General features: G+C 40.5%; 17 protein-coding genes. 2 read left to right on the top strand and 15 right to left on the bottom strand.

The window, feature by feature from the left end:
• Positions 1–163: 163 nt before the first annotated feature.
• Entirely contained in the window at positions 164–1,036 is an 873-nt protein-coding gene (locus BJP37_RS22755) for a sulfotransferase domain-containing protein (RefSeq protein WP_075902199.1), read from the bottom strand.
• 627 nt (positions 1,037–1,663) lie between these two features.
• On the opposite strand from BJP37_RS22755, the gene mutL reads away from it, so the two are divergent.
• Positions 1,664–3,433 carry a DNA mismatch repair endonuclease MutL gene (gene mutL / locus BJP37_RS22750; RefSeq protein WP_075902197.1) on the top strand — a complete coding sequence of 590 codons (1,770 nt, stop codon included), beginning with the start codon at positions 1,664–1,666 and terminating at the stop codon, positions 3,431–3,433.
• 383 nt (positions 3,434–3,816) lie between these two features.
• Here mutL and BJP37_RS41440 read toward each other — a convergent pair whose 3' ends face one another.
• The gene (locus BJP37_RS41440; RefSeq protein ID WP_214607800.1) at positions 3,817–4,020 is read right to left on the bottom strand and encodes a hypothetical protein; all 204 of its coding nucleotides are present in this window, start codon (positions 4,018–4,020) and stop codon (positions 3,817–3,819) included.
• A gap of 40 nt (positions 4,021–4,060) precedes the next feature.
• On the opposite strand from BJP37_RS41440, the gene BJP37_RS22740 reads away from it, so the two are divergent.
• Positions 4,061–5,017, top strand: a complete 957-nt coding sequence (locus tag BJP37_RS22740; RefSeq protein ID WP_229415419.1) for a cation diffusion facilitator family transporter — start codon at positions 4,061–4,063, stop codon at positions 5,015–5,017.
• On the opposite strand, the gene BJP37_RS39830 is transcribed toward BJP37_RS22740, so the two are convergent.
• The 13 genes from BJP37_RS39830 to BJP37_RS22675 form a co-directional block, all read right to left on the bottom strand.
• Complete coding sequence (locus BJP37_RS39830; protein ID WP_158069724.1) at positions 4,986–5,147, bottom strand: hypothetical protein; 162 nt, start codon at positions 5,145–5,147, stop codon at positions 4,986–4,988. The genes BJP37_RS22740 and BJP37_RS39830 overlap by 32 nt on opposite strands.
• A gap of 160 nt (positions 5,148–5,307) precedes the next feature.
• Positions 5,308–6,546 (bottom strand): glycosyltransferase family 4 protein, encoded by a 1,239-nt coding sequence (locus BJP37_RS22730; RefSeq protein WP_075902189.1) that lies wholly within the window; start codon positions 6,544–6,546, stop codon positions 5,308–5,310.
• A gap of 179 nt (positions 6,547–6,725) precedes the next feature.
• Positions 6,726–7,592, bottom strand: coding sequence for a glycosyltransferase family 2 protein (locus BJP37_RS22725; RefSeq protein ID WP_198954149.1), 867 nt, complete (start codon positions 7,590–7,592; stop codon positions 6,726–6,728).
• A 26-nt stretch (positions 7,593–7,618) separates the two neighbouring features.
• The gene (locus BJP37_RS22720) at positions 7,619–8,203 is read right to left on the bottom strand and encodes an acyltransferase (RefSeq protein WP_075902186.1); all 585 of its coding nucleotides are present in this window, start codon (positions 8,201–8,203) and stop codon (positions 7,619–7,621) included.
• A gap of 17 nt (positions 8,204–8,220) precedes the next feature.
• Positions 8,221–9,165 carry a glycosyltransferase family 2 protein gene (locus tag BJP37_RS22715; RefSeq protein ID WP_075902184.1) on the bottom strand — a complete coding sequence of 315 codons (945 nt, stop codon included), beginning with the start codon at positions 9,163–9,165 and terminating at the stop codon, positions 8,221–8,223.
• Positions 9,166–9,201: 36 nt separating this feature from the next.
• Complete coding sequence (locus BJP37_RS22710; RefSeq protein WP_075902182.1) at positions 9,202–10,428, bottom strand: glycosyltransferase family protein; 1,227 nt, start codon at positions 10,426–10,428, stop codon at positions 9,202–9,204.
• 18 nt (positions 10,429–10,446) lie between these two features.
• Entirely contained in the window at positions 10,447–11,289 is an 843-nt protein-coding gene (locus BJP37_RS22705; RefSeq protein ID WP_075902180.1) for a hypothetical protein, read from the bottom strand.
• Positions 11,290–11,356: 67 nt separating this feature from the next.
• Positions 11,357–12,502, bottom strand: coding sequence for a glycosyltransferase (locus BJP37_RS22700; protein WP_158069723.1), 1,146 nt, complete (start codon positions 12,500–12,502; stop codon positions 11,357–11,359).
• Positions 12,503–12,716: 214 nt separating this feature from the next.
• Positions 12,717–13,943, bottom strand: coding sequence for a glycosyltransferase family 4 protein (locus tag BJP37_RS22695; protein ID WP_075902176.1), 1,227 nt, complete (start codon positions 13,941–13,943; stop codon positions 12,717–12,719).
• A 56-nt stretch (positions 13,944–13,999) separates the two neighbouring features.
• The gene (locus tag BJP37_RS22690) at positions 14,000–16,309 is read right to left on the bottom strand and encodes a polysaccharide pyruvyl transferase family protein (protein ID WP_075902174.1); all 2,310 of its coding nucleotides are present in this window, start codon (positions 16,307–16,309) and stop codon (positions 14,000–14,002) included.
• 50 nt (positions 16,310–16,359) lie between these two features.
• The gene (locus tag BJP37_RS22685) at positions 16,360–17,352 is read right to left on the bottom strand and encodes an FkbM family methyltransferase (protein ID WP_075902172.1); all 993 of its coding nucleotides are present in this window, start codon (positions 17,350–17,352) and stop codon (positions 16,360–16,362) included.
• Positions 17,353–17,376: 24 nt separating this feature from the next.
• Entirely contained in the window at positions 17,377–17,922 is a 546-nt protein-coding gene (locus tag BJP37_RS22680; RefSeq protein WP_075902170.1) for an acyltransferase, read from the bottom strand.
• Between the two features lie 24 nt (positions 17,923–17,946).
• The gene (locus BJP37_RS22675) at positions 17,947–19,782 is read right to left on the bottom strand and encodes an ABC transporter ATP-binding protein (RefSeq protein WP_075902168.1); all 1,836 of its coding nucleotides are present in this window, start codon (positions 19,780–19,782) and stop codon (positions 17,947–17,949) included.
• Positions 19,783–20,091: the final 309 nt, after the last annotated feature.

Genomic DNA, 20,091 nt, shown 5'->3' with positions numbered 1-20,091 from the left:
GCTTCTACATCCTAGTCTCTATCACCGTTTCGACTACTTTTGCCTAATGGATAGCTTATTAAGGGGGATAATGGGGGATCTGAATTAGGCATTAACAATGCTAACATACTCTTGAACAGGTAAACATTCCTGTGTAATCAGGATTATTAAAATTGGTTTGGTTTTAATTGGGAATTAAATCAGCCCACAACATTGCTATGTCTGTTCCAGCAGTCTTATTTCTAAATTTATCAGATAAACGGGCTATTTGATCCTCAGAAAAATGATTCTTCCAATCTCCGATTTCTCCTTTGCGGATAAACGGTGTCATTTCTTTAGGTCGCTGACTCGACCACCGACTTTGGTCTTGGCTCATGCTGGTAAAACTAGTGTGTTTGAGAATGCTATTGAAAATTTCAGCATTATTTAGTTTGTCTAGGTATGAACTCCCTAAAAAGTTAGCAATTTCTCGAATATGCTTGGGAGTATCAGCTTTCATAGCTTCGTAAGTGATAAACAAAACATTGTCATCCTGGCGATGGTCATACCAAGACAGTAAATGCTCGAAATAATCGCCCCAATCCACTTCCCCTTCTATAAAGCATTCAAAAAAATCATTAAAGGTTCCTTCAGCAAAATTATAGTGCTTCACAAACCCTTTAGTATGGTAATAAAAAGAAACAACACAATCAAAGGGATTGCGAGCAATATAGATATACTTGGCATCAGCACAGTAAGGGGTGAATGAGAAAGGAAGATGAGTTTTAATAAACCTTGGTGATGGCATGGCTGCCACAAACTCAGCACCCACTTCTTCTAGATGAGGTACTTCTAAATTGATGTCTTTGCCCACAGGTAGGGGTTCGCCATCATGGTTGAGCATCCAGACAATATGTTGAACCCAAGTTGTGCCACATTTGGGATAAGTAACAATAAAGTTATCCTCCGGTTGAGCATTGTAATTTAGTCCAGATTCAAAACATGTTACCGGAAATCCCATGGGAATAAGGAATCCCTGACACATGGAGTAGTGGGGTTTTTGTCGTTGTTGGTTCATTGTTTCGTTAGGGAGTAGGGAGTCGGGAATCGGGAATCGGGAATTGGGAATTGGGAATCGGGAATCGGGAGTAGAGGGCAGAAAATTGACTGTAGCTCATCTAGAAATTATCAGACTCATTCGGATATTTTTTTAGGGTTATGCTATATCAGCAATACTTTTGATTATATACACAACATACTATAGCAGTAAATCTAAATTATAGGTCATAAACTGGCAGTTTTATTGTTAAGATAAATAACCATAATTACTGAATTAGTATACTCCTCAATATTGTTGAGATATAATCTAAAATTGTATGGCTGAGCAAACGCTACTGAATTACTAATTATTGGGTAAATAATTTATAATTAATTTGGAATGACGCGATCCTCCAAATTCTTAATTCCTGGATAACGTTGGTTCTATCGAACTAAGGTAAATCCGTTTAATAACATTATTTATAGTAAAATTGTTTGTTGTCGTTTGTCTTTTATACAAAATTAATTAAAAATTCACTATATAGCGTTTATCCTACTTATGAGGTACAATTTTTTACCGATTCCCGATTCCCGATTCCCGATTCCCTACTCCCGATTCCCTACTCCCGATTCCCGATTCCCGATTCCCAATTCCCGATTCCCTTAAATGATTATTCAAACCCTACCTAAAAACGTAGTTCATCTAATTGCTGCTGGGGAAGTGATTGATTCAATAGCCGCAGTGGTGCGAGAACTGATCGAAAATTCCCTTGATGCTGGGGCAACTCGGATTACCGTTTCCCTGTGGACTGAGCAATGGCGGGTACGAGTGGCAGATAATGGCACAGGGATGGAGGTCAAGAATTTACAAAAAGCGGCTTTTGCCCACAGTACTAGCAAAATCTCTAGTAGTGATGATCTGTGGAAGATTACTAGTTTGGGATTTCGTGGGGAAGCGTTGCATAGTTTGGCGGCTGTGGCAGAGTTAGAAATTTTGAGCCGATGTCCAGGAAATAGTCAGGGGTGGCGAGTAATTTATAATTCCCAAGGTGAACTGCGTCAGATTGAATCTGCTGCGATCGCACCCGGTACGATTGTGATCGTGTCTAATTTATTTGGTAAGTTGCCCGTGCGTCGCCAGGGTTTACCGGCGATGGCACAACAGTTGCGTGCTGTCCAAACCATTATTCATCAACATGCTCTGTGTCATCCGAGGGTGAGCTGGCAAGTGGAGCAAAATGGACGTCCATGGTTTAATCTTTGTCCTGGTCATACTGCCCAACAGATTCTGCCTCAAATTATCAAGCAGTTAAAGGAAAGTGATTTGCAGCCGCTAACGGTAGAGGTGCCGATACCGGATTCGGGAACAGAACAAGAACAGGATAAAACCACCAAGGGAAATGTCGGAAATGGTTTGATGGAGCTAGTGTTAGGATTACCGGATCGATGCCATCGCAGACGTGCAGACTGGGTAAAGGTAGCGACTAATGGACGGATTGTGCGATCGCATGAATTGGAACAAACCATGATCACAGCATTAGCTCGAACTTTGCCTCGCGACCGCTATCCCATTTGTTTCCTGCACCTGCGGATTTGTCCGAGTCAAATCGACTGGAATCGTCATCCAGCCAAGACCGAAATTTACTTACACTCGGTATCTTACTGGCAAGAGCAAGTTGCTGAAGCTATCGAGCACGCTTTGCGAATCACTCCAGCCACTCTCCCAGAAGCGATTCACTCGAACAGGGTAAAACAGTTACTCAAAACATCGGAAGCTAGAGGAGGTTACACCACCAGTCGTTCAATTCAAGGGATAGCAGCCACTCAAGAAATTACTGACAAAACTGATAGCAAAATTGATAGCAAAACTGATAACAAAACCGATGATATTGGGCTAATCCAACTGCGAGCCGTGGCTCAGCTTCATAATATGTATATTGTAGCAGAGCATCCCACCGGTATTTGGTTAATTGAACAACACATTGCCCACGAACGGGTGTTGTATGAAGAATTATGCGATCGCTGGCAGTTAGTCCCCTTAGAACCTCCCATAATTCTCCAGCAGTTATCCCCTAGCCAGGTGGAGCAACTACAGCGCATTGGTTTAGAAGTTGACCCCTTTGGAGAAGAGCTGTGGGCAGTACGGAATGCACCAGAACTGTTGCGCGAGCGAGACGATTGTGCCAAAGCCCTATTAGAGCTGAGTTTAGGAGGAGACTTACAAACGGCTCAAGTAGCAACTGCCTGCCGCAGTGCAATTCGCAATGGTATCCCCCTAAGTTTATCACAAATGCAGCAGTTATTAGATCAGTGGAAAAAGACTAGAAACCCTCGCACTTGTCCCCACGGGCGTCCCATTTATTTATCCTTAAAAGAGTCTGCTCTTTCCCGTTTTTTCCGCCGTCATTGGGTAATTGGGAAAAGTCATGGGATATAAGGAAGGGTTGGCAAGTTATCAAGTTGTTCGCGTAGCGTGGCCTTTTGGCCAAGGTTGGCAAGTTATCAAGTTGAAGGTTAGAAAGTTGAAGGTTAGCAAGTTATCAAGTTAGCAAGTTAGCAAGTTATCAAGTTAGCAAGTTATCAAGTTGAAGGTTAGCCAGTTATCAAGTTGAAGGTTAGTAAGTTATCAAGTTGAAGGTTAGCCAGTTATCAAGTTGAAGGTTAGCCAGTTATCAAGTTAGCAAGTTGAAGATTATTAAGTTATCAAGTTAAAGGTTATTAAGTTGGCAAGTTAGCAAGTTTGTAAGGTTAAAACTTGCTCATTAATAATAGCAGTGTTCATAGTAATGAGGTACACAGGATTTTTTCCCCTCTTCCCTGCTACTCTTCTCTCCTTTTCTCTGCTCTTCTCTGCTCTTCTTTCTTCTCCCCCCGCGCCCCCGCCCCACACTCCCTGCGCCCCCGCCCCACACTCCCCACACCTCCCACACTCCCGACTCCCGACTCCCAACTCCCCAAAACCATTAAGAACTGCCATAAAATGGCATAATTGCCTGATGCCTCAATCAATAATAGGGTAATCAAAGATAATGTGAAGGTAATCCACATCTGTTACCTTCAGGCCATGACCGAAGGACCAAACCGCGATCAGACTAGTCGTCTGGTATTATTCATTACCCTCTGGCTCAGCTTGTTTGTTTTATCAGTCAAGGTGTCAGCAGCTTGGGCTACCCAATCGCTCAGTCTGATGGGGGAATCCCTGTTCACCCTATTAATTTGCTTTAATACCCTTATCAATTTGCTGATGATCACTACCTATGACAATTCGCCAGATCTGTCAGTCTATGGTCATGGTAAACGGGAAACGGTGATTACCTTTGTGCTAATTGCCTTTTTCGGCTTTGCTGGGGGAAATTTGTGCTTACTGTCCTCTCAGCAGTTACTAACCCTGATTCAGGGAGGAACCTTAACTATTCCTGTCCGGCTCAGTTTACCCTTAATACAATTGTTGGGAGCAGTATTAGCCATGAGCCTTGGTTGGTCTTGCCTGATGATTTACCAAGCTAAAGTGGTCAGGAGTCCTACCCTACGCTTTCAGGCGGCTCAAATGCTCCAGGATGTGGGCTTAACTATACTAGTACTCGGTGGGCTTTGGGGCGTTTCCCAAGGTTTCCTATGGCTGGATCCATTGCTGAGTTGTGTGCTGGTGCTTTTTGCCGGGCGAAATTGTTGGAAAGTTATCAACTGGCAGTTGCCCCTGCTAGTCAAACAAACTCCCATTGATCCAGAAGCGATCGCTCACATAGCCCATCAAGTTGGAGGTGTCACTCGCTGTGATCAAATTCAGTGCCGGGGTGTTGTCGGACGCTTCATGTATGTTGAAATGCATTTGGTAGTGCATCCAGAGTTCTCAGGAGTCATTTCCCTGATTGCTGAACGGATTCAGGGGGGAATTCAAGAACGCTACGGACCAGTACAAGCTATTTTCCACATCGATGATGACTTAACAGCATCCTTACGATGGAATGGCTCGAACCGTAACCAACAAATCAACGGTAAAGATGAACCAGATGGGGAGTAGGGAGTCGGGAGTCGGGAGTCGGGAGTCGGGAGTCGGGAGTCGGGAGTCGGGAGTAGGCAAGAGGCAATAGGCAAGAGGCAAGAGGCAATAGGCAATAGGCAATAGGCAAGAGGCAATAGGCAATAGGCAAGAGGGAAAAAAGAATGTGTACCTCATAGCTATGATAAACGCTATATAAATAGGTTATGAACAATCTTGCTGATTTCTCATAACACCAAAAAATCCTCCAAGCTCTTTCATACTGCTCCCTGCTCCCTGCTCCCTGCTCCCTTTTGCCATCAATCCTATGTTCACAACCCAGATACAAACCCTATATGTTGCAGATTTTGTTGGAGTTGGGACAAACTAAATTGAGAGAGATTTGTGGAGTTTTGAGCAAAATACTGCAATTGTTGGGGGTGATTAAGACACCATTGCAAGGTTTGAGAAATTGCTTCTCCTGAAACCTCTGGTAAGATCAAGCCATTCTCTTGATCTTTCACCACTTCTCCACAAAATCGGGACACTATCAGGGGTAATTTCCAAGCTTGAGCTTCTAGTTGAGTTAAACCAAAGCCATCGGAAAGGGTAGGGAAGAGAAATACATCTGCTTGTTGATAATACTGGCTGGTGGCACTGCGGGGAACGGAACCAATCCAGCGCACATTTGGCAAGTTTTGTTGGGCTGGGGTGAGGGTAATCCCTAGGGATCCTACAATCTGAAATTCAATGGGTTCGTTTTGTAATAATCTAGCTGCTTCCAGCAGGGGAAAGATACCTTTACGTAGGATAACTTGTCCGAGGAACAGCACTCGCAGGGGACGCTGAGGGGAAAAGTGTTCCGGATAGGTGCGCACAAAGCCTTGAGATGCGGTAGGTGCTTGGTAAGCTAAGGGAATTACGGCAATTTTCTCTGAGGGTACCCCAACTTGTTGTAGGGCTTGGCTAGACCAGGTGGAGTTAACTACAATCCGGTCTGCCAGATGACATTCTTTTTGCCAGTTAGTCCAATAGTCTGGGGGTGCTGGTTGCCAGGTTGATTGATAATGGGGATATTGGCGGTGGGCTTGGGCAACAATTTTTTCTTCCACAATACCTGGATCTATTTGTCCGAGGACAGTGCGCCACCCTTGAGCTTTGGCAAATTGTAAGATATCTAAGGCTGCGTAGCTGTAAGTAAAGAGGATGGGAGGTTTATTAAATTTTGGAGCAATTTTTGCCAGATAGTTGACAGCGTTTTGTTGAAACCAGTGATTACGGGCAATAATTTGTTCCCAACCACGCACTTTTTGCAGACGTTGCTGGATTTCTAGCTGAATTAAGGAATTGGTAAAGGCGTGAGTGGATGCTTGACCAAGATCTGGGTGGAAGCGATCGCGTAAACTTGTGAGCAGGTTTTTGGGTAGATAGTTGAGGGGAGATTGGGGGGTAATCCAAGCGTCTGTGATTAGGTGAGATAGGTTACCCTGTTGATGTAGGGATCTGGGGATTGCGTAATGTTCTCTTGCTCCGATTTGGCAACAGATCCACGATGCAAAAGCTTCGGACATACAAATTATAGAATAGATTCTTTTTGACTGCTTGTACGGAGCCTATAAAATTGGTTGTGAATATCACACTTTTTGGATTTGCTCCCAGTTTTTAATAAAGAGAGACCAAACTAATTAGTAAGCCAGATAAATGACCTTTTATTTAAGAAATTAAAAAACTATTCAGATTTTAAAAAACATTAGCTAAAGGGTAAAGATTGCCAGTTATTAAACATTTCTACAGACATTGTTCTTCTATAATATTTATACCGTTGTGATTCCATCAGTCCAGCTAATTCACCTTGTATTTGTCCCATGCGACCAACTTTCATAGAATGAATAATTCTAGATATTAAAGTACGGCTTTGCTTAATTAACTTAAACTCATTAGGTACAAACCAATCATTCCATAGAACATTATTCCTTGCACCGTAGAAATCCATTCGATGCCAGTTTCGCCCTTTATTCGAGGCAGTATGATTAATTTCAAAGCTAGGATAATGGTAGCAATGCAGTCCTTCTTTAAAAGCTCTAGCAGCTATTTCCATTTCCTCACCTTGATGGATTAATTCTTCACGATATCCCCCGAGCTTCAAAAAATTTTCTATATGGAGTAAATGACCGCAGCCAATAAAGGATTTGACTTGATACGGTATTTGCTTAATTGAACTACTTTGATAATGTCCTAGCACTGGATTGTAGATTGGAAAACTTACACATAGTAAATCTTGACGAGATTCTGCAAATTCAACAGCAGCTTGTAAGGAACCAGATACAGGGTAAGAATCATCATCAAGACTTAAGTAGTATTTTGTATGCATTGCTTCAGCCAATTTATTTCGCCTTACAATGTAGCCTTGAGAGTTAGAAAATCGCTTAATTAATACATTAACATTGAATTCACTAACATCAAATGGACAAGCAATATCAGAAGCATCATCAAAGATAATAATTGGTATTGATTTAAAACTATTTTGATCAAGTTTTTCTAAGGTGATTTCCAAGTCTTGCCAGCGATTTTTGGTGGCAATTCCAACTGATACCAATTTTGATAAATCTTGAACCATAATTATTAACGTTTAGAAAAGGTTGCTTATTCAGCTAAGGAGAACTCCTGGTAAGGTTTGTTTCGCTGTTTAATTACTTTGGCAGGAACTCCCACTGCAACAACATTGGCTGGTAAATCTTTAGTCACCACACTACCTGCACCCACAATAGTGTCATTACCAATTGTCACACCTTTGAGAACTGTAACATTAGCCCCCAACCAAACTCGATCACCAATTTTAGTTGCTTCAGAAATCATGGGCTGTTTGAGAGGCGGTAAATTTGGGTTAGAACCATGATCGTGGTCAGTAATATAGCAATTAGGACCGATAGCGCAATGCTTACCAATGCTCAGGGAAAAAGTAGCATCAAGGAAAGTATTGCGGTTGATGTATGTTTCAGGACCAATATGAATTTTAGGATGAGAGAGAGATTCGCCACTACACAAAAGAGTAACACCTCGGTCAAAAGCACAAGAAGTTTCAATTTCAATATCTTGATAGTTACGAGGAATTTCAATCTCCCGCATCCAAATGTAACCGTGGAATTTAACCCCTAACCTACGGTAGTAAAAATTGCGCCAACGGCTTTTTAATCCTTGGACCAAACGAGATAAACGAGTAAGGCTCATTCTACAGACAGTAAGTTTTATGCGATTCTGTATTTGGATAATATAATTTCTGATATGGCTTGAAGTTTTCCACTCACTACAGCCGGTAACGATAACCAACCTTTGGCAGAGGTAAGAGAAGCAGCGAGTTGAAATAATTGCAACACTATCAGTTTGAGATAATCCGTGGGTCGATTACGCTCTAAGATTTTAGTCATAACGTAATGTCGATTGACTAAATCCATCTTTGCCAGTACTCCCAAATTGTTTTTATGATCCCCCGGTTGACTATCATGAAAAATACGAGCTGTTCGTGCATTAGCAAGTTTCCACTGCTTACCTACCGTGAGAGAAAGAGTTACATCTTCCATAAGTGAATAACCTGTAAAAATTGGCGGAAACAGAGGTTGTGGTAATGCTTCTCTTCGGTAAAGAACACAGGTTGTATTTAACCACTCTACGGGCACTACTTCCGGTAAATCATGACGATCTTCTGGCAGTAAATTAAGTGCAGGACCAATACACTTACCAGCATAGCTATCTTCATGACAACCATGCAAAAAGCGCCATATAATACTACTTAAGTGACCCGGTGATTGGTAAAGCTGGTTAGTAATCATCCCATTGACACCACCTAAACTAGAGTCACTTTGAAGCGCATTCCATAGTCGTACCAGACAATGTGGCTCAAAAATTATGTCATCATCCAGTATCCAAATCATATTTTGGGAAACATAGGACATGCCCTGATTTCGTTGCGCTGCTGCACCGATATCTATTGCTCGATGGTAAATAATTTTTGTTGAAAGCTTTTCAATCCCAGATTTGCAAATAGCTTGGGTCTCATTATTTGTAGAACCATCTACGACAATCATCTCCACAGGGTGATGTGACTGTATAGAAAGACTTTGCAGTGTCCTCAAGAAAGATTTACTACGATTTTTAGTAGCAACAAGTGCTGATACAGGTAGAAGTTTAGTCATCTAACCAAAATTTCTCTCATCACGCATTGCTTAAGATTAATTTTTATTGGCTAAGCCAATTTTTTGAAAAAGTTCCTCGAAACGATTTGTCCAAGTGTGGTCGCGTAAAGCTCTTTGATAGCCCGCTTCACGCAATTTTTCAGCCTCAGTGGGGTGATTCAGATAAAATTTTGTCTTATCAACTAACTCTTCAGGGCTTTGATAAGTGTCAATTTCTTTACCTATTTCGTAAAACTCTGCTATCTCATTAGTATAGCCAGTTAGGTAACAACTACGGCACATAGGAGCTTCAAAATCACGCAGGCGTACGTGTGGAATTAACTCTGAACCTGGTCGTCCATCAGCCCAAACATTACTGAAGTTGAGAATAACTTCATATTCAGAGAAAGTGTAACAGAGGTTCTTAGCAAAACCGCAAGCAACAGAAGCTAGTAACGGCGAAATAGTACGACTTTGATGGCGATACTGGAATTGCTGAACTGTTCTACGTAGACCCGATATTAATCCTTGGTTGTTGATATTTTGACATACAACATTAGCATATCCTGAGATACCTCCTGCTTTAGGCAATTTTCTTCCTAGATATTTAGATTCTTCTTTAAGCAAGGTTTGCTTTGAATCGTGAGTATCTGGTAATCCCCAACCTTTCCCATAAATGCTGACAGGTACTTTATTCTGAATAAGATTAGCAATAAAACGATCCCGATCTGCATAACGCTGACCAACAAAACAAGCTTTATGACGACGATTGATTCCAGATATTGGGTAGTAAACTTTTGGATCTGCACCCATTTGCACCCAAATAGGATTTGCACCAATTTTTAAATAATGCGCTCGTGCATTTCGCTCAGCGTGCCAGGAAAAATTAACTTGAGTAGCTATTTCTGAAACTAGTTCAAACTGGTGAATATTGTTACAGTAAAAATTTACTGTAGGAATACCCAATTGATTAATTTCTTTAAATCCTGCTGGGTCAAAGTGTGCGTTATAAAAGTAGCTAATAAATAAATTAAGAGGTTGCTTTTGGTGAGCTTGTCTTACTTCATCAACAATTTTTTGAGTAATCTGAGCGCGAACTTCCTTTTCTTGGGGTGTGAAGTTACTAGCTATTTGCATGAATCGACTAGCAGGAAGTAAATCTACTTGTGATTCGATAATCTCATGTCCTAACTGTTTTAAAGCTGGATAGAAATTACCACTCCACAAATCACCGTAGTAAAGATTGGGGTCAATTGAATGGCGGATTGCTGTGAAAATTTTCATTTATACATATGCTTAAAGTTAAGTTTTATTATGCGGTTTGATTATATTAAGAAAATTAGATTTTATAGCTTTGAACCAAAAATTTTCAAGTACGGCTTCATAATATGAAGTTGGATAACCAAGCAAACTATTTGCTGCTATCATATTCTTGCAATTGTTTAGTTTTATTATTTTTTCTTTCGGAATTAATTTTCTTTTTAGCGGTTTGATATTTCCTTGCTTTTGCCCTCTTGATAAGATTTGTATATCTCCGTTTACCTTATAAAAATGTTGGTATTTATTATTGGAGACTTCATGATATTCTAGATCACACAAAGAGCAAATTTTTAATATTACTTTATTCGGTTCTTCGCAAAAATTTTCGTATTTAAATATAGGAATTTTGGCTTCTAATAATGTCTCAACATAAGTGATATACTGGTTAAAAAAAGACTCTAAATCCGGAGTTCCTCGGGAAATCCATACGTCTATGGAATCACGAACAAATGCAAAGGTTTTTAAATCACATTTTCCTTGTAAAGCTTCCAGGCTCAAAAGTCTATTAGGTGGATTATATTTATTATCTTTAAATGGTACAAAATTAATAAAAGTCCAATCTCTTACTATTAAATTATGATGTTGAGAAGAGCATTTTTTGTCTAATTCAAGAATACCTTCAGTAAATTGATTAGATTTAATGTCAATTTGATACCAGTTTTTTGCTTGTTCTTGGACAGTTTTATATGAAATATTTCCTCTTCCACTACCACCACCTAGAGGATTTACCTCAGACATAATAACTACATTAGGTAAGCTTCCTAAACATTGATTTAAGATAGTTCCCCCTGAACGTGCAAAACAAATCATTAAGGTGACAGTCATAAAAAGTATTTTAATTACTCAAGTTTATAGATTGGTATAAGTATAAAAAAAAGCTTTAAAATGAAAATTAAGATATGGTAATTTCTAAAGCATCATAGAATTTACTTGTTACCCTAGCATGAGAAAAATATTCACAACCTATATTAATAGCATTTTGCCCTAGAGTAAAGCAATATTCTGCATCTTGAGTGAGCTTTTTGACGGCTATTGCTAATGCTTCTAAGTTTTCTTGATCAACCACTTCTGCTACACCAGGATTATCTTTTGCCCAACGTACAGCAGAACAGTAATGAGGTCCCCAAACAAGTAAAGGAAGACCAGTTGCAGTGTAATCAGTTAATTTGCTAGGAAAACAAAGTTGCATATTAGATTTACGGTCAGAATCAAAATTCATTGGTAAAAAAAGTACATCAGCTTCCTCTCGCAATGTGCTAACCAGTTTTTTGTATGGGATGAGGGAACGCATATCAATATTTTGGTGACTCAAACCAATTTTCTTCGCAGATTCTTGAGTTAATGCTGAATAAATAATTAATCTACCTCCTAAAATTTCCAAAACTGAAGCTAGAGAGATTAAAGTATCAGCTTGTCCTTGACTATTAACTGATCCAGCATAGGCAAAGACTAGAGAGTTAGATGATGAATTATTCTTTTTAGGTGGACAATCAAACTCATAGATATCTGCTGCACGAGAAGGGAAAATAACACTGCCTGTTACACCGTAGCGTTTCTGATAGGATTCCACCATGTAAGGAGAAACACAAAATCTTGATTGAGCTTGTTGATAGATGTTTCCAAATTTTCGGTTGAAGGCATTTTTAAACCAAGGTACTACTGGAATATATGATGGTAAATCATCATGTATAATCAGGTGCAGAGGTACTTTAAAACGCCTAGCCAAAGCCGCTGCTGTAAGCCATGAAAGTCCATGTGCTACAGTTAAAATTGCATTTGGCTTAAAAGTGCTAATGACTTTAACTAATTGCTGCGAACGCCATTTTGCTGTTAAAAAGAGATAGGAAGTATAAGCTTCTACGAAGCGACTGTGAAGTAATCGTCTTGAGCCTAAAGGAATAGTTTTATAAGTAACATTGGGCAAACGTTTGTCCGGGTTGTACTTAGCGATATTGCTTTCAACAATATATAATTGCTCAGTAGGATAGTTTTGCAGTAGACGATACAACAAAGCAGACCCTGCGACGGTAGATTCCACAGGTACGTCACCTATGTAAAGTAGCCGTGGAAGATCAAAGGTAATTTTACTAGTTCTTTCTGAGCTTATCATTATGGTCAACTTCTTTTAAGTAGGTGGGCTTAATTATCCGTAAAATAGCAATTGATCTTCAAAATACTGAAAACCCCTTTAATAAAGGCTTTCAGCTTCATTTTCCTATTTTGAGTTTTAACGTTTATTTATGCCCACCTACTTAACAACTGCTAGCCAAAGTCTGGGAATACAGGTCAATATATCGCTGAGCTTGTAATTCTAGGGAATATTCCTTCAAGGCAATCTCTCTGCATTGCTGACTCATGCGATCGCGTAGGTTGAAATCTTCTAGAAGCTCTACCATATTCTTGCATAAGTCTTTGGCACTCTCTGGTTCAGCTAAGTAACCTGTAACCCCAGGACGCACTAAATCGGGAACACCACCAACTTTGAAAGATACCATTGGTGTACCGCAAGCCATACTTTCTTGCAGCACCAAGGGTAAATTGTCCGCACGGGTAGGAAAAACAAATAAATCAGCAGCGGAGTAAGCAATAGATTTAAGACGATCGCTTTGCACATAACCAAGATTCATGGCTTGCATACCTAAATCTTTTGTTATGGCTTCACCACTAGAACCCAAAGTTAGTAAGATCGTTTCTTGTTTCAGCGACTCAGGTAAACTCTGCAAAGCCTTCAACAGTAAATCACCACCTTTACGGGAATCTGCTAGGCTTTGAGCTGCAAACATAATAACTTTTTTATTGTCGGGAATACCAAGAATATGTCTACAAAGCTCAGAATTTATTGGTTGATACGCCTGTGTATCAATACCATTGGGTATATGGTTAATAGGAAAGCGATTAAGTATACTTTGTTTGGCTTGCTCTGTTAACCAATTGCTAAGAGTAACAATAACTAAATTTGAGCGATTGTAAACCCAATTTTTTAGTTTCCACTCTAAGTTTGTAGTATCTTTATTAATGGCTGGATATATATCTAAGTATGGGCAGTGACCACAACCAACTTTCCAACGATTGCAATCAAAACTATACACACAATGGCCTGTAAAACTCCACATGTCGTGAAGCGTCAAAACAGCAGGCTTACTTTCGGTTAGCTTCGGAATAGCTAAGTAGTTAAAATACCCTCCATGAAGATTATGAAAGTTAATAATTTGGGCTTGTTTAAAGAAAGGATGTTGAGGAAGTTTGAAAGTATTTATGACGTTAATGTAGTTTAAGCTAATATACTTAGCAATTTTAAAAGAAAGCTTTTCTTGAGTATTATTACTAGGAATAACCGCTATTCTATCATCAACTGAATTGGATGAGTTAACTAGAAGTTGAGAGTCAACACCTTGAGCTAACAATCCTTGATAAAGTCTGTAGCCAGCTATTGCTCCACCACTACCAGTATCAGATGTATTAATATGAAGAACTTTCACCGCATTTTTCCCAATTGATGATATCTATTGTTATTTCTCGAAAAGTTTAACCAGGTTTAATCTACCAATTGAGGAGTAAGTAAGTTTTCTAGCTGTGTCTTCCATTTACCTTCAGCAACATCTTGAAGTGAAATAAGTCGATTAAGTTTTCCTTTGCTTTCTAATAATGCTTTTATCTTGCCTCCACCCGTATAATCAATAGCTACGTAAGGAACACCCAAGGTTTCGGCAAAAAGGACGGAGTGAAATCTCATGCAAATATTCAACTTGGCATGATACATGCTTTGCAGGATTTCTAAAGGAGAAACAGGACCTCTTGCAAAACTAACTTTAGATGCTGCTTTATTCTCTTCGAGTAATAGAGAGATATCTTTGGCTAAACGACGGTTCAAAATCCGGTCATCACCACCAAGAGAGAAAGTATGCATTGGTAAAAGATTTACTTTCTCAGCATTTTGAAGCTGGGCAATGTGAGCAATCATTTGAACTAGCTGACTTTCAAAAGCCTGCTTGATTGAATAATACTCTATCTCTTCTAAATTACCTGCATAGTCTCTACCCCACTCTCTTAAGAAACAAGAAATATTGTTTGCATCGCCCAAGGGAGGAGTTTTTTTGAGAAGCTGAACTTGAGATTTAACAAACTCCACATACTCAACAGCAGGATCGGGGACAGCTTGCACATCTAAAATTTTAAACTCTTTCTGAGAACGATTTACAGAAGCTCTATCTCTCAGTGTTACATGATGAGCCAATCGCAACATTTCTCTGACTACTTGGGTTAGTAACGGATCAACCAGAGGACCAATACCACATCCTTCTACACGATTTATTGCTCCGGATTTAGCCCCTCTAATCAAGGCATAGAGCATGTGATTAAGTGCCTCAATATCCATTAAAGGACCACCACCAACTATAATCTCATCAGCTTGATCGCAAACTTGTTCAAATTCGCGGGAGTATGTTTCCACAACAGTAATTTCTCCAAGTTCCATTTCCTTGACTGTCCAGTGACAAATGAAGGGAACTAAACTAGCTAGATAAATTTCCTGCGGGGGATTAGAACGAGAGCGTAGTCTATTAACAATTGTCCAGAGAATAGCTTTGTCCCCAGCCGTCTCAGTACCGTACCAACCTACAATTAAAGCTTTTTTAGAGCTAACCGAAGCTAAATCAGCCGTAATCTTATTTGCTGTCTTAAGTTTTTGAGCTTGAGCAACTAGTGTAGAACAGTTATATTTTCTGTGCCGTCTTCTATGTTTTAAGTAAAAACTGACTTTCTCTCTAAAAGTAGGTGGAACATGGTAGTCGTGGATGCAGTTATCACAGTCTTTTTCGATCATCTCCCGGCGTTTTGCCAAATTCGAGTAGTATATTTTACTAGGAGAAGTTTGAAGGGTATTACCCAGTATTGGTGACTTAGGAGAACAGTAAAGTAAATCACCTCTAGCTGTCAAAATTACTCCCTGAGTGTGATAAGGGCAACCTGTCTGTCTCGGTTTACCCTCAGTAAGCATTGCTTGTATACTTCTGTAGGTTTTGAGATGTGCAGGAAATTTCTCTAAACCACTATTCTGTAGCCGATGAAAGAAAAGTCCGAGATGATAAGCAGTTTTGTCGTCAAAGCTTCTTATATTTTCCGATAGCTCATCATTGTAAAGACGCTGTATGAATTCAGCTATTCGGAATCTGCCGTATAATCCCTCCGAAATAGCATAATCAAGTAGTTCGTCAACATAGAGAGCATTGGAATTAGTGATTGTACAACCAAAGGATGTGGGAATACCTTGCTCACGGAAGTAGTTAATAGTATTAATTGCAGAAGTAAAATTATTTTTTCTTCCTCTTACAGTATCATGAACTTCTCCCAAACCATCTAGGGAGACCATTACGCCGAAACCAACATTATGTTCGCGACATACTTTTGCACAAGCACTCACCCGTTCTTTGACAATATCTTCGATAATGGCATTAGTGATTATGGAAGCTCCATCAACTTTAGCTTTTCTGGAACAAATTACCTTAAAAAGTTCAGCTAAATCTTTTCTCAGAGTAGGCTCTCCGCCTGTAACTCCTATATGCCTAACATTACTAAAGAAGGGATCGGCTAAAATTGATTCTAATTGTTGCGGACTGAGTTCCTGATCTTTCTTCTGCTTCCAAATTAGACACATTTGGCAACGGGAGTTACACACATCATTTGCCATCATGCTGATAAATGTGGGTTTCATTGGCAAAATTTGCCCCAGCATGTTGACTCGAATATCGTAATATGCCAGTTGCACTAGAGAACGGATCTGTCGAGAAGCATCTAGTTGATCCTCCGATAGAACTGATTTAAGTAAATTTATAACTGAACTATGCATAAATTAAACACTTAGATAATATTACAGGCTAGATATCTTCTCTCAAACTGCTAATTTTGCCAGAGCAGGTTAGGTAGTAGCGACTTTAAGCGAAAGATCAAAGCACTAATGTAATAAGGAGTTTTGGATTTTTCAACTCGTTTATCAATCGCTGCCAATGTCTCTTTTCTAAGGATTTCTACAGTTTTACTATTGCTAAATGACTGATCCATTTCATTTAAAATTTCTAGGCAATATTCAAAAACCCCCAGGGAGAAGTGGCAAGTAAAAAGTTTTAGGAATTGTTCAAAAGTATAGTTTCGCTTTTTAGCTCCTTCAATAGTTCTGAGATAACAAAATTCAAGAGTAGTTACTTCTCGGTGCTTAGAATATTCAAATATCTTGCGGTCTTGACCTTGATATCGACTGCTCAATTCGCAGCTAGTATTACTAGAAATACGAGTATTCCAGTGGGGACGCATTTGAGCAATCCAGAAATCATGCTTGAGCATCAGATCGTGTAACGAAGGCAAAATATCAGCACCTAAATAGTGCTGATATAGTGATGCCTCTATATCGCAGACCAGTAATTGATCAAATACTTTATCTGGTAAGCTATCCAAGATCCGAAATTCTGTACCTTGGGTGTCCAGCTTAATCCAATCAATGTGGCTAAAATTACCTAAAGATAAGGACTGGTTCAATGTAATTGCTGGAACACTTACAACCTTCTCAACTTCAAACCAATCTGCATAGGCAAAGCTTTTGAGTTTCTCGTGATCTGGTTTCAGAGTACTTGAGCAGTAGGGTGATTTGGTAAGATAAAATTCCACTTCATCGCAGTCTTGTTCAACAACAGCACGGTTAATAGTAACTACGCGATGCTCATTAGTGCCTTTAACCTCACGAATATCCCTTAAGTCTGGATCAAACCTTAGCAAATTTGAAATTGGCTTGAGTACTTTAAACACAGACCAACTATCTCCAGAAGCACCAATATCAGCCAAAATTAGTGAAATATTATGCTCTGTTAATTTTTTAATAACACTCTTAGTTATTTGCATGTTATTATTTGTATCTAAATTAATCTAATTTATAGTGAAGGGCGTAAATGTATTGATTCCTTCTCTAGCTAATTTTTTGATTGGTTTAGCAGGAACTCCCACAGCAATGCATCCACTTGGTATATCTTTAACTACAACACTACCCGCTCCGAGGACAACATCATCTCCAATAGTGACTCCAGCTACAATTGTCACGTTTAAACCACACCAAACACGAGAACCAATTTTCATCTCTAAACCTTTAGGCTCTAAAGTGATAGGGTCATGGGTTGCTGAATTTAAAGTTAGTCCCCCTGCTGCCATAAAGTCATCACCAATAGTAATTGGAGCATAGTTCCAGATCCGACTGAAGCTTCCAATACAGCAGCGATCCCCCAGAAATAAATTACCTCTATTTTTGATGTAAATCTTATGTCCAAAACGAAACTTATCTTTCCACTCTACCTGCATATGCTTCAGGTAATGTGCTCTCCAATATTTCAACTCCCCAAATTTAGTACTTGCCAGCTTAAATTCCAAATCGGAACAGTATTCCAGAAAAACTTTTTTTAAGTTAAAAACTAATTCCACTTCAAATCTCTAGCCAATAGATTATTAAGCTGCAACCTGACTACTCTGCAACTTCCAATACCGCGCATAGCGCTCACCTTGATGCAGAAGCAAACTGTGGGTTCCCTGCTCCACAACCTCTCCCCGCTCTAGCACTAAAATCTGATCAGCCTCAGCAATGGTCGAAAGTCGGTGTGCCACAACAATCACGGTTCGTTCCTTTTGGAACTGTTCCAATGCCTGCTGAATCAACTTCTCGGATTCACTATCTAAGGCACTGGTTGCTTCATCCAAGATTAAAATCTCTGGCTGCTTAATTAATGCCCGTGCCAGAGCCAATCGTTGCCGCTGTCCACCGGAGAGTCGATAGCCCCGCTCACCCACCACGGTTTCGTACCCATCAGGCAAGGCTAAAATAAACTTGTGGGCTTGGGCTGCTTTCGCTGCTTCCACCACCTCATCCAAGCTTGCTGACGGACGACCGTAACGCAAATTTTCTAAAATACTGTCATTAAAAATAAACGTATCTTGACTGACCACCCCGATCTGTTGCCGCCAGTCTTCCAAGCAATAGTCTGCTAGAGGACGACCATTGACTAGAATATGTCCTGCCGTCGGTTGATACAGCCCAAGGAACAAATCTATAATCGAAGACTTACCTGCCCCCGACTCCCCGACTAAGGCAGTTACTTGATGTCGGGGCAGAGTAAAGGTGAGATTGTTCAAGGCAAGGTTATCATCGTTACTATAGGAAAGGTTTACAGACTTAAACTCAATATCTTCCCTTAGCCGTGTAAACTGCTCCGTGCCCGAGTGCTCAAATACCTTATCCCGCTGGTCTAAAATCGTCTCTAACCGTACCATCCGGGCGCTGTTATCCACAAACATTGTAATTGTGTTTGAAGTTGCTTTCAAGCGCCCCGATAACCGTTGCAAGGCCAGCAAAAAGGTCAACAACAGGGGTAGGATTGTCGCCTTACTCCCTTCAAATAGTACTGCTGAAGCCGCCAAAATTCCCAGGGCTACCATGGGCAAGGTATCTAAAATTGGCTCCGGCAGGTAAAAGACCAATGCCCGCTTTTTTAGTTGTTTCTCGATTTTACCTAATATCTGATTTGCCCCCGTTAGTGTCTGTGGCTGGGTACCAAAGGTATGCAACAACCTCAAGGCCTGGATGCTCTGAGTAATATACTTAGCCGACTCCACCTGGCTTGCGGTCACCCGCTTTACCACTCGTCGTAATCGGGGAATCAGCTTGTACTGCACATAAGCCACCGCCAGGATCAGCACCGTTGCCGCCCCTGCCAAGATTGGGGATAGACGCACGATAATAACCAGGTACACCAAGGAGAATGACAGACTCACCACCAGACTGTTGAATTCTGTGATCTGCCGATCCACTGCCAAAGCCGCATCATTGGCAAAAAGTACTAGGTCACCGACCTTATAGCGGCTGACACAGCCATAGCTAAAGGTCATAATCCGTTCAAACACTTTCCCCGTCACATAGGGTTGTGCTTTGGCCGATAGGTAAGCTGTCGATACCCTATTGAGGTAGTTACTGAGACTTAAGCCGATTTGCAGCACCACTGCCCCAAAGATTAATACTAAAAACATTTGCTCTGGTGGCAAAGGCAGAATCTTAGCAAGGGATTGAGCTATGGTTGGATTGGTTGGTGTGTCTGTTCCAGGGTCATCAGTCCCGGTTAGGTAACCCACCGCCAGATAAATCACACCTAGGGTGCTGCCCTCTAGGACGGCACTGACGAGATTGGTAACCAGATTAATCCCAATCAGCCACCAGTTTTTCCGGGCTGTCTCCCCGACCAGACGATAGGCTGGCGATCGCAAATTAGGAATGAGTTTTTTCAGTTTTGTCACAATAGATATATAGCGTTTTAAAATCAGATATCAAACTAGAATTGAAGGGAACAGGGAACAGGGAACAGGGAACAGGGAACAGGGAACAGGGAACAGGTAAAGAGAGGGGGCGTTGCGTCAGTCAAGTAATGAATAGGAGTAGAGTGGGCATCTTGCCCGCTCGAAAATATATTGAAACTGGCAAGATGCCAGTTCCACGCAAGATGCCCATTCCACGGCAAGATGCCCATTCTACAGGTGCGCGCCTCCTAGGGCGCGAGGGATTGCTCGCGCCCTATTACGGAAGGGAGCACTATAGCGCAATAAATC

The sequence above is a fragment of the Moorena bouillonii PNG genome, assembly GCF_001942495.1.
GTDB classification, from domain to species: domain Bacteria; phylum Cyanobacteriota; class Cyanobacteriia; order Cyanobacteriales; family Coleofasciculaceae; genus Moorena; species Moorena bouillonii.
Note: the sequence above shows the minus strand (reverse complement) of the source record. Positions and strands in the feature narration are given on the sequence as shown.

What these genes read in the sequence shown, in the direction of transcription:
- BJP37_RS22720 (WP_075902186.1), bottom strand. Translation starts at nt 8,203, where the DNA reads ATGAGCCTTACTCGTTTATCTCGTTTGGTCCAAGGATTAAAAAGCCGT.
- BJP37_RS22705 (WP_075902180.1), bottom strand. Translation starts at nt 11,289, where the DNA reads ATGACTGTCACCTTAATGATTTGTTTTGCACGTTCAGGGGGAACTATC.
- BJP37_RS22685 (WP_075902172.1), bottom strand. Translation starts at nt 17,352, where the DNA reads ATGCAAATAACTAAGAGTGTTATTAAAAAATTAACAGAGCATAATATT.
- BJP37_RS22740 (WP_229415419.1), top strand. Translation starts at nt 4,061, where the DNA reads ATGACCGAAGGACCAAACCGCGATCAGACTAGTCGTCTGGTATTATTC.
- BJP37_RS22690 (WP_075902174.1), bottom strand. Translation starts at nt 16,309, where the DNA reads ATGCATAGTTCAGTTATAAATTTACTTAAATCAGTTCTATCGGAGGAT.
- BJP37_RS22730 (WP_075902189.1), bottom strand. Translation starts at nt 6,546, where the DNA reads ATGTCCGAAGCTTTTGCATCGTGGATCTGTTGCCAAATCGGAGCAAGA.
- BJP37_RS22710 (WP_075902182.1), bottom strand. Translation starts at nt 10,428, where the DNA reads ATGAAAATTTTCACAGCAATCCGCCATTCAATTGACCCCAATCTTTAC.
- BJP37_RS22755 (WP_075902199.1), bottom strand. Translation starts at nt 1,036, where the DNA reads ATGAACCAACAACGACAAAAACCCCACTACTCCATGTGTCAGGGATTC.
- mutL (WP_075902197.1), top strand. Translation starts at nt 1,664, where the DNA reads ATGATTATTCAAACCCTACCTAAAAACGTAGTTCATCTAATTGCTGCT.
- BJP37_RS22725 (WP_198954149.1), bottom strand. Translation starts at nt 7,592, where the DNA reads ATGGTTCAAGATTTATCAAAATTGGTATCAGTTGGAATTGCCACCAAA.
- BJP37_RS22715 (WP_075902184.1), bottom strand. Translation starts at nt 9,165, where the DNA reads ATGACTAAACTTCTACCTGTATCAGCACTTGTTGCTACTAAAAATCGT.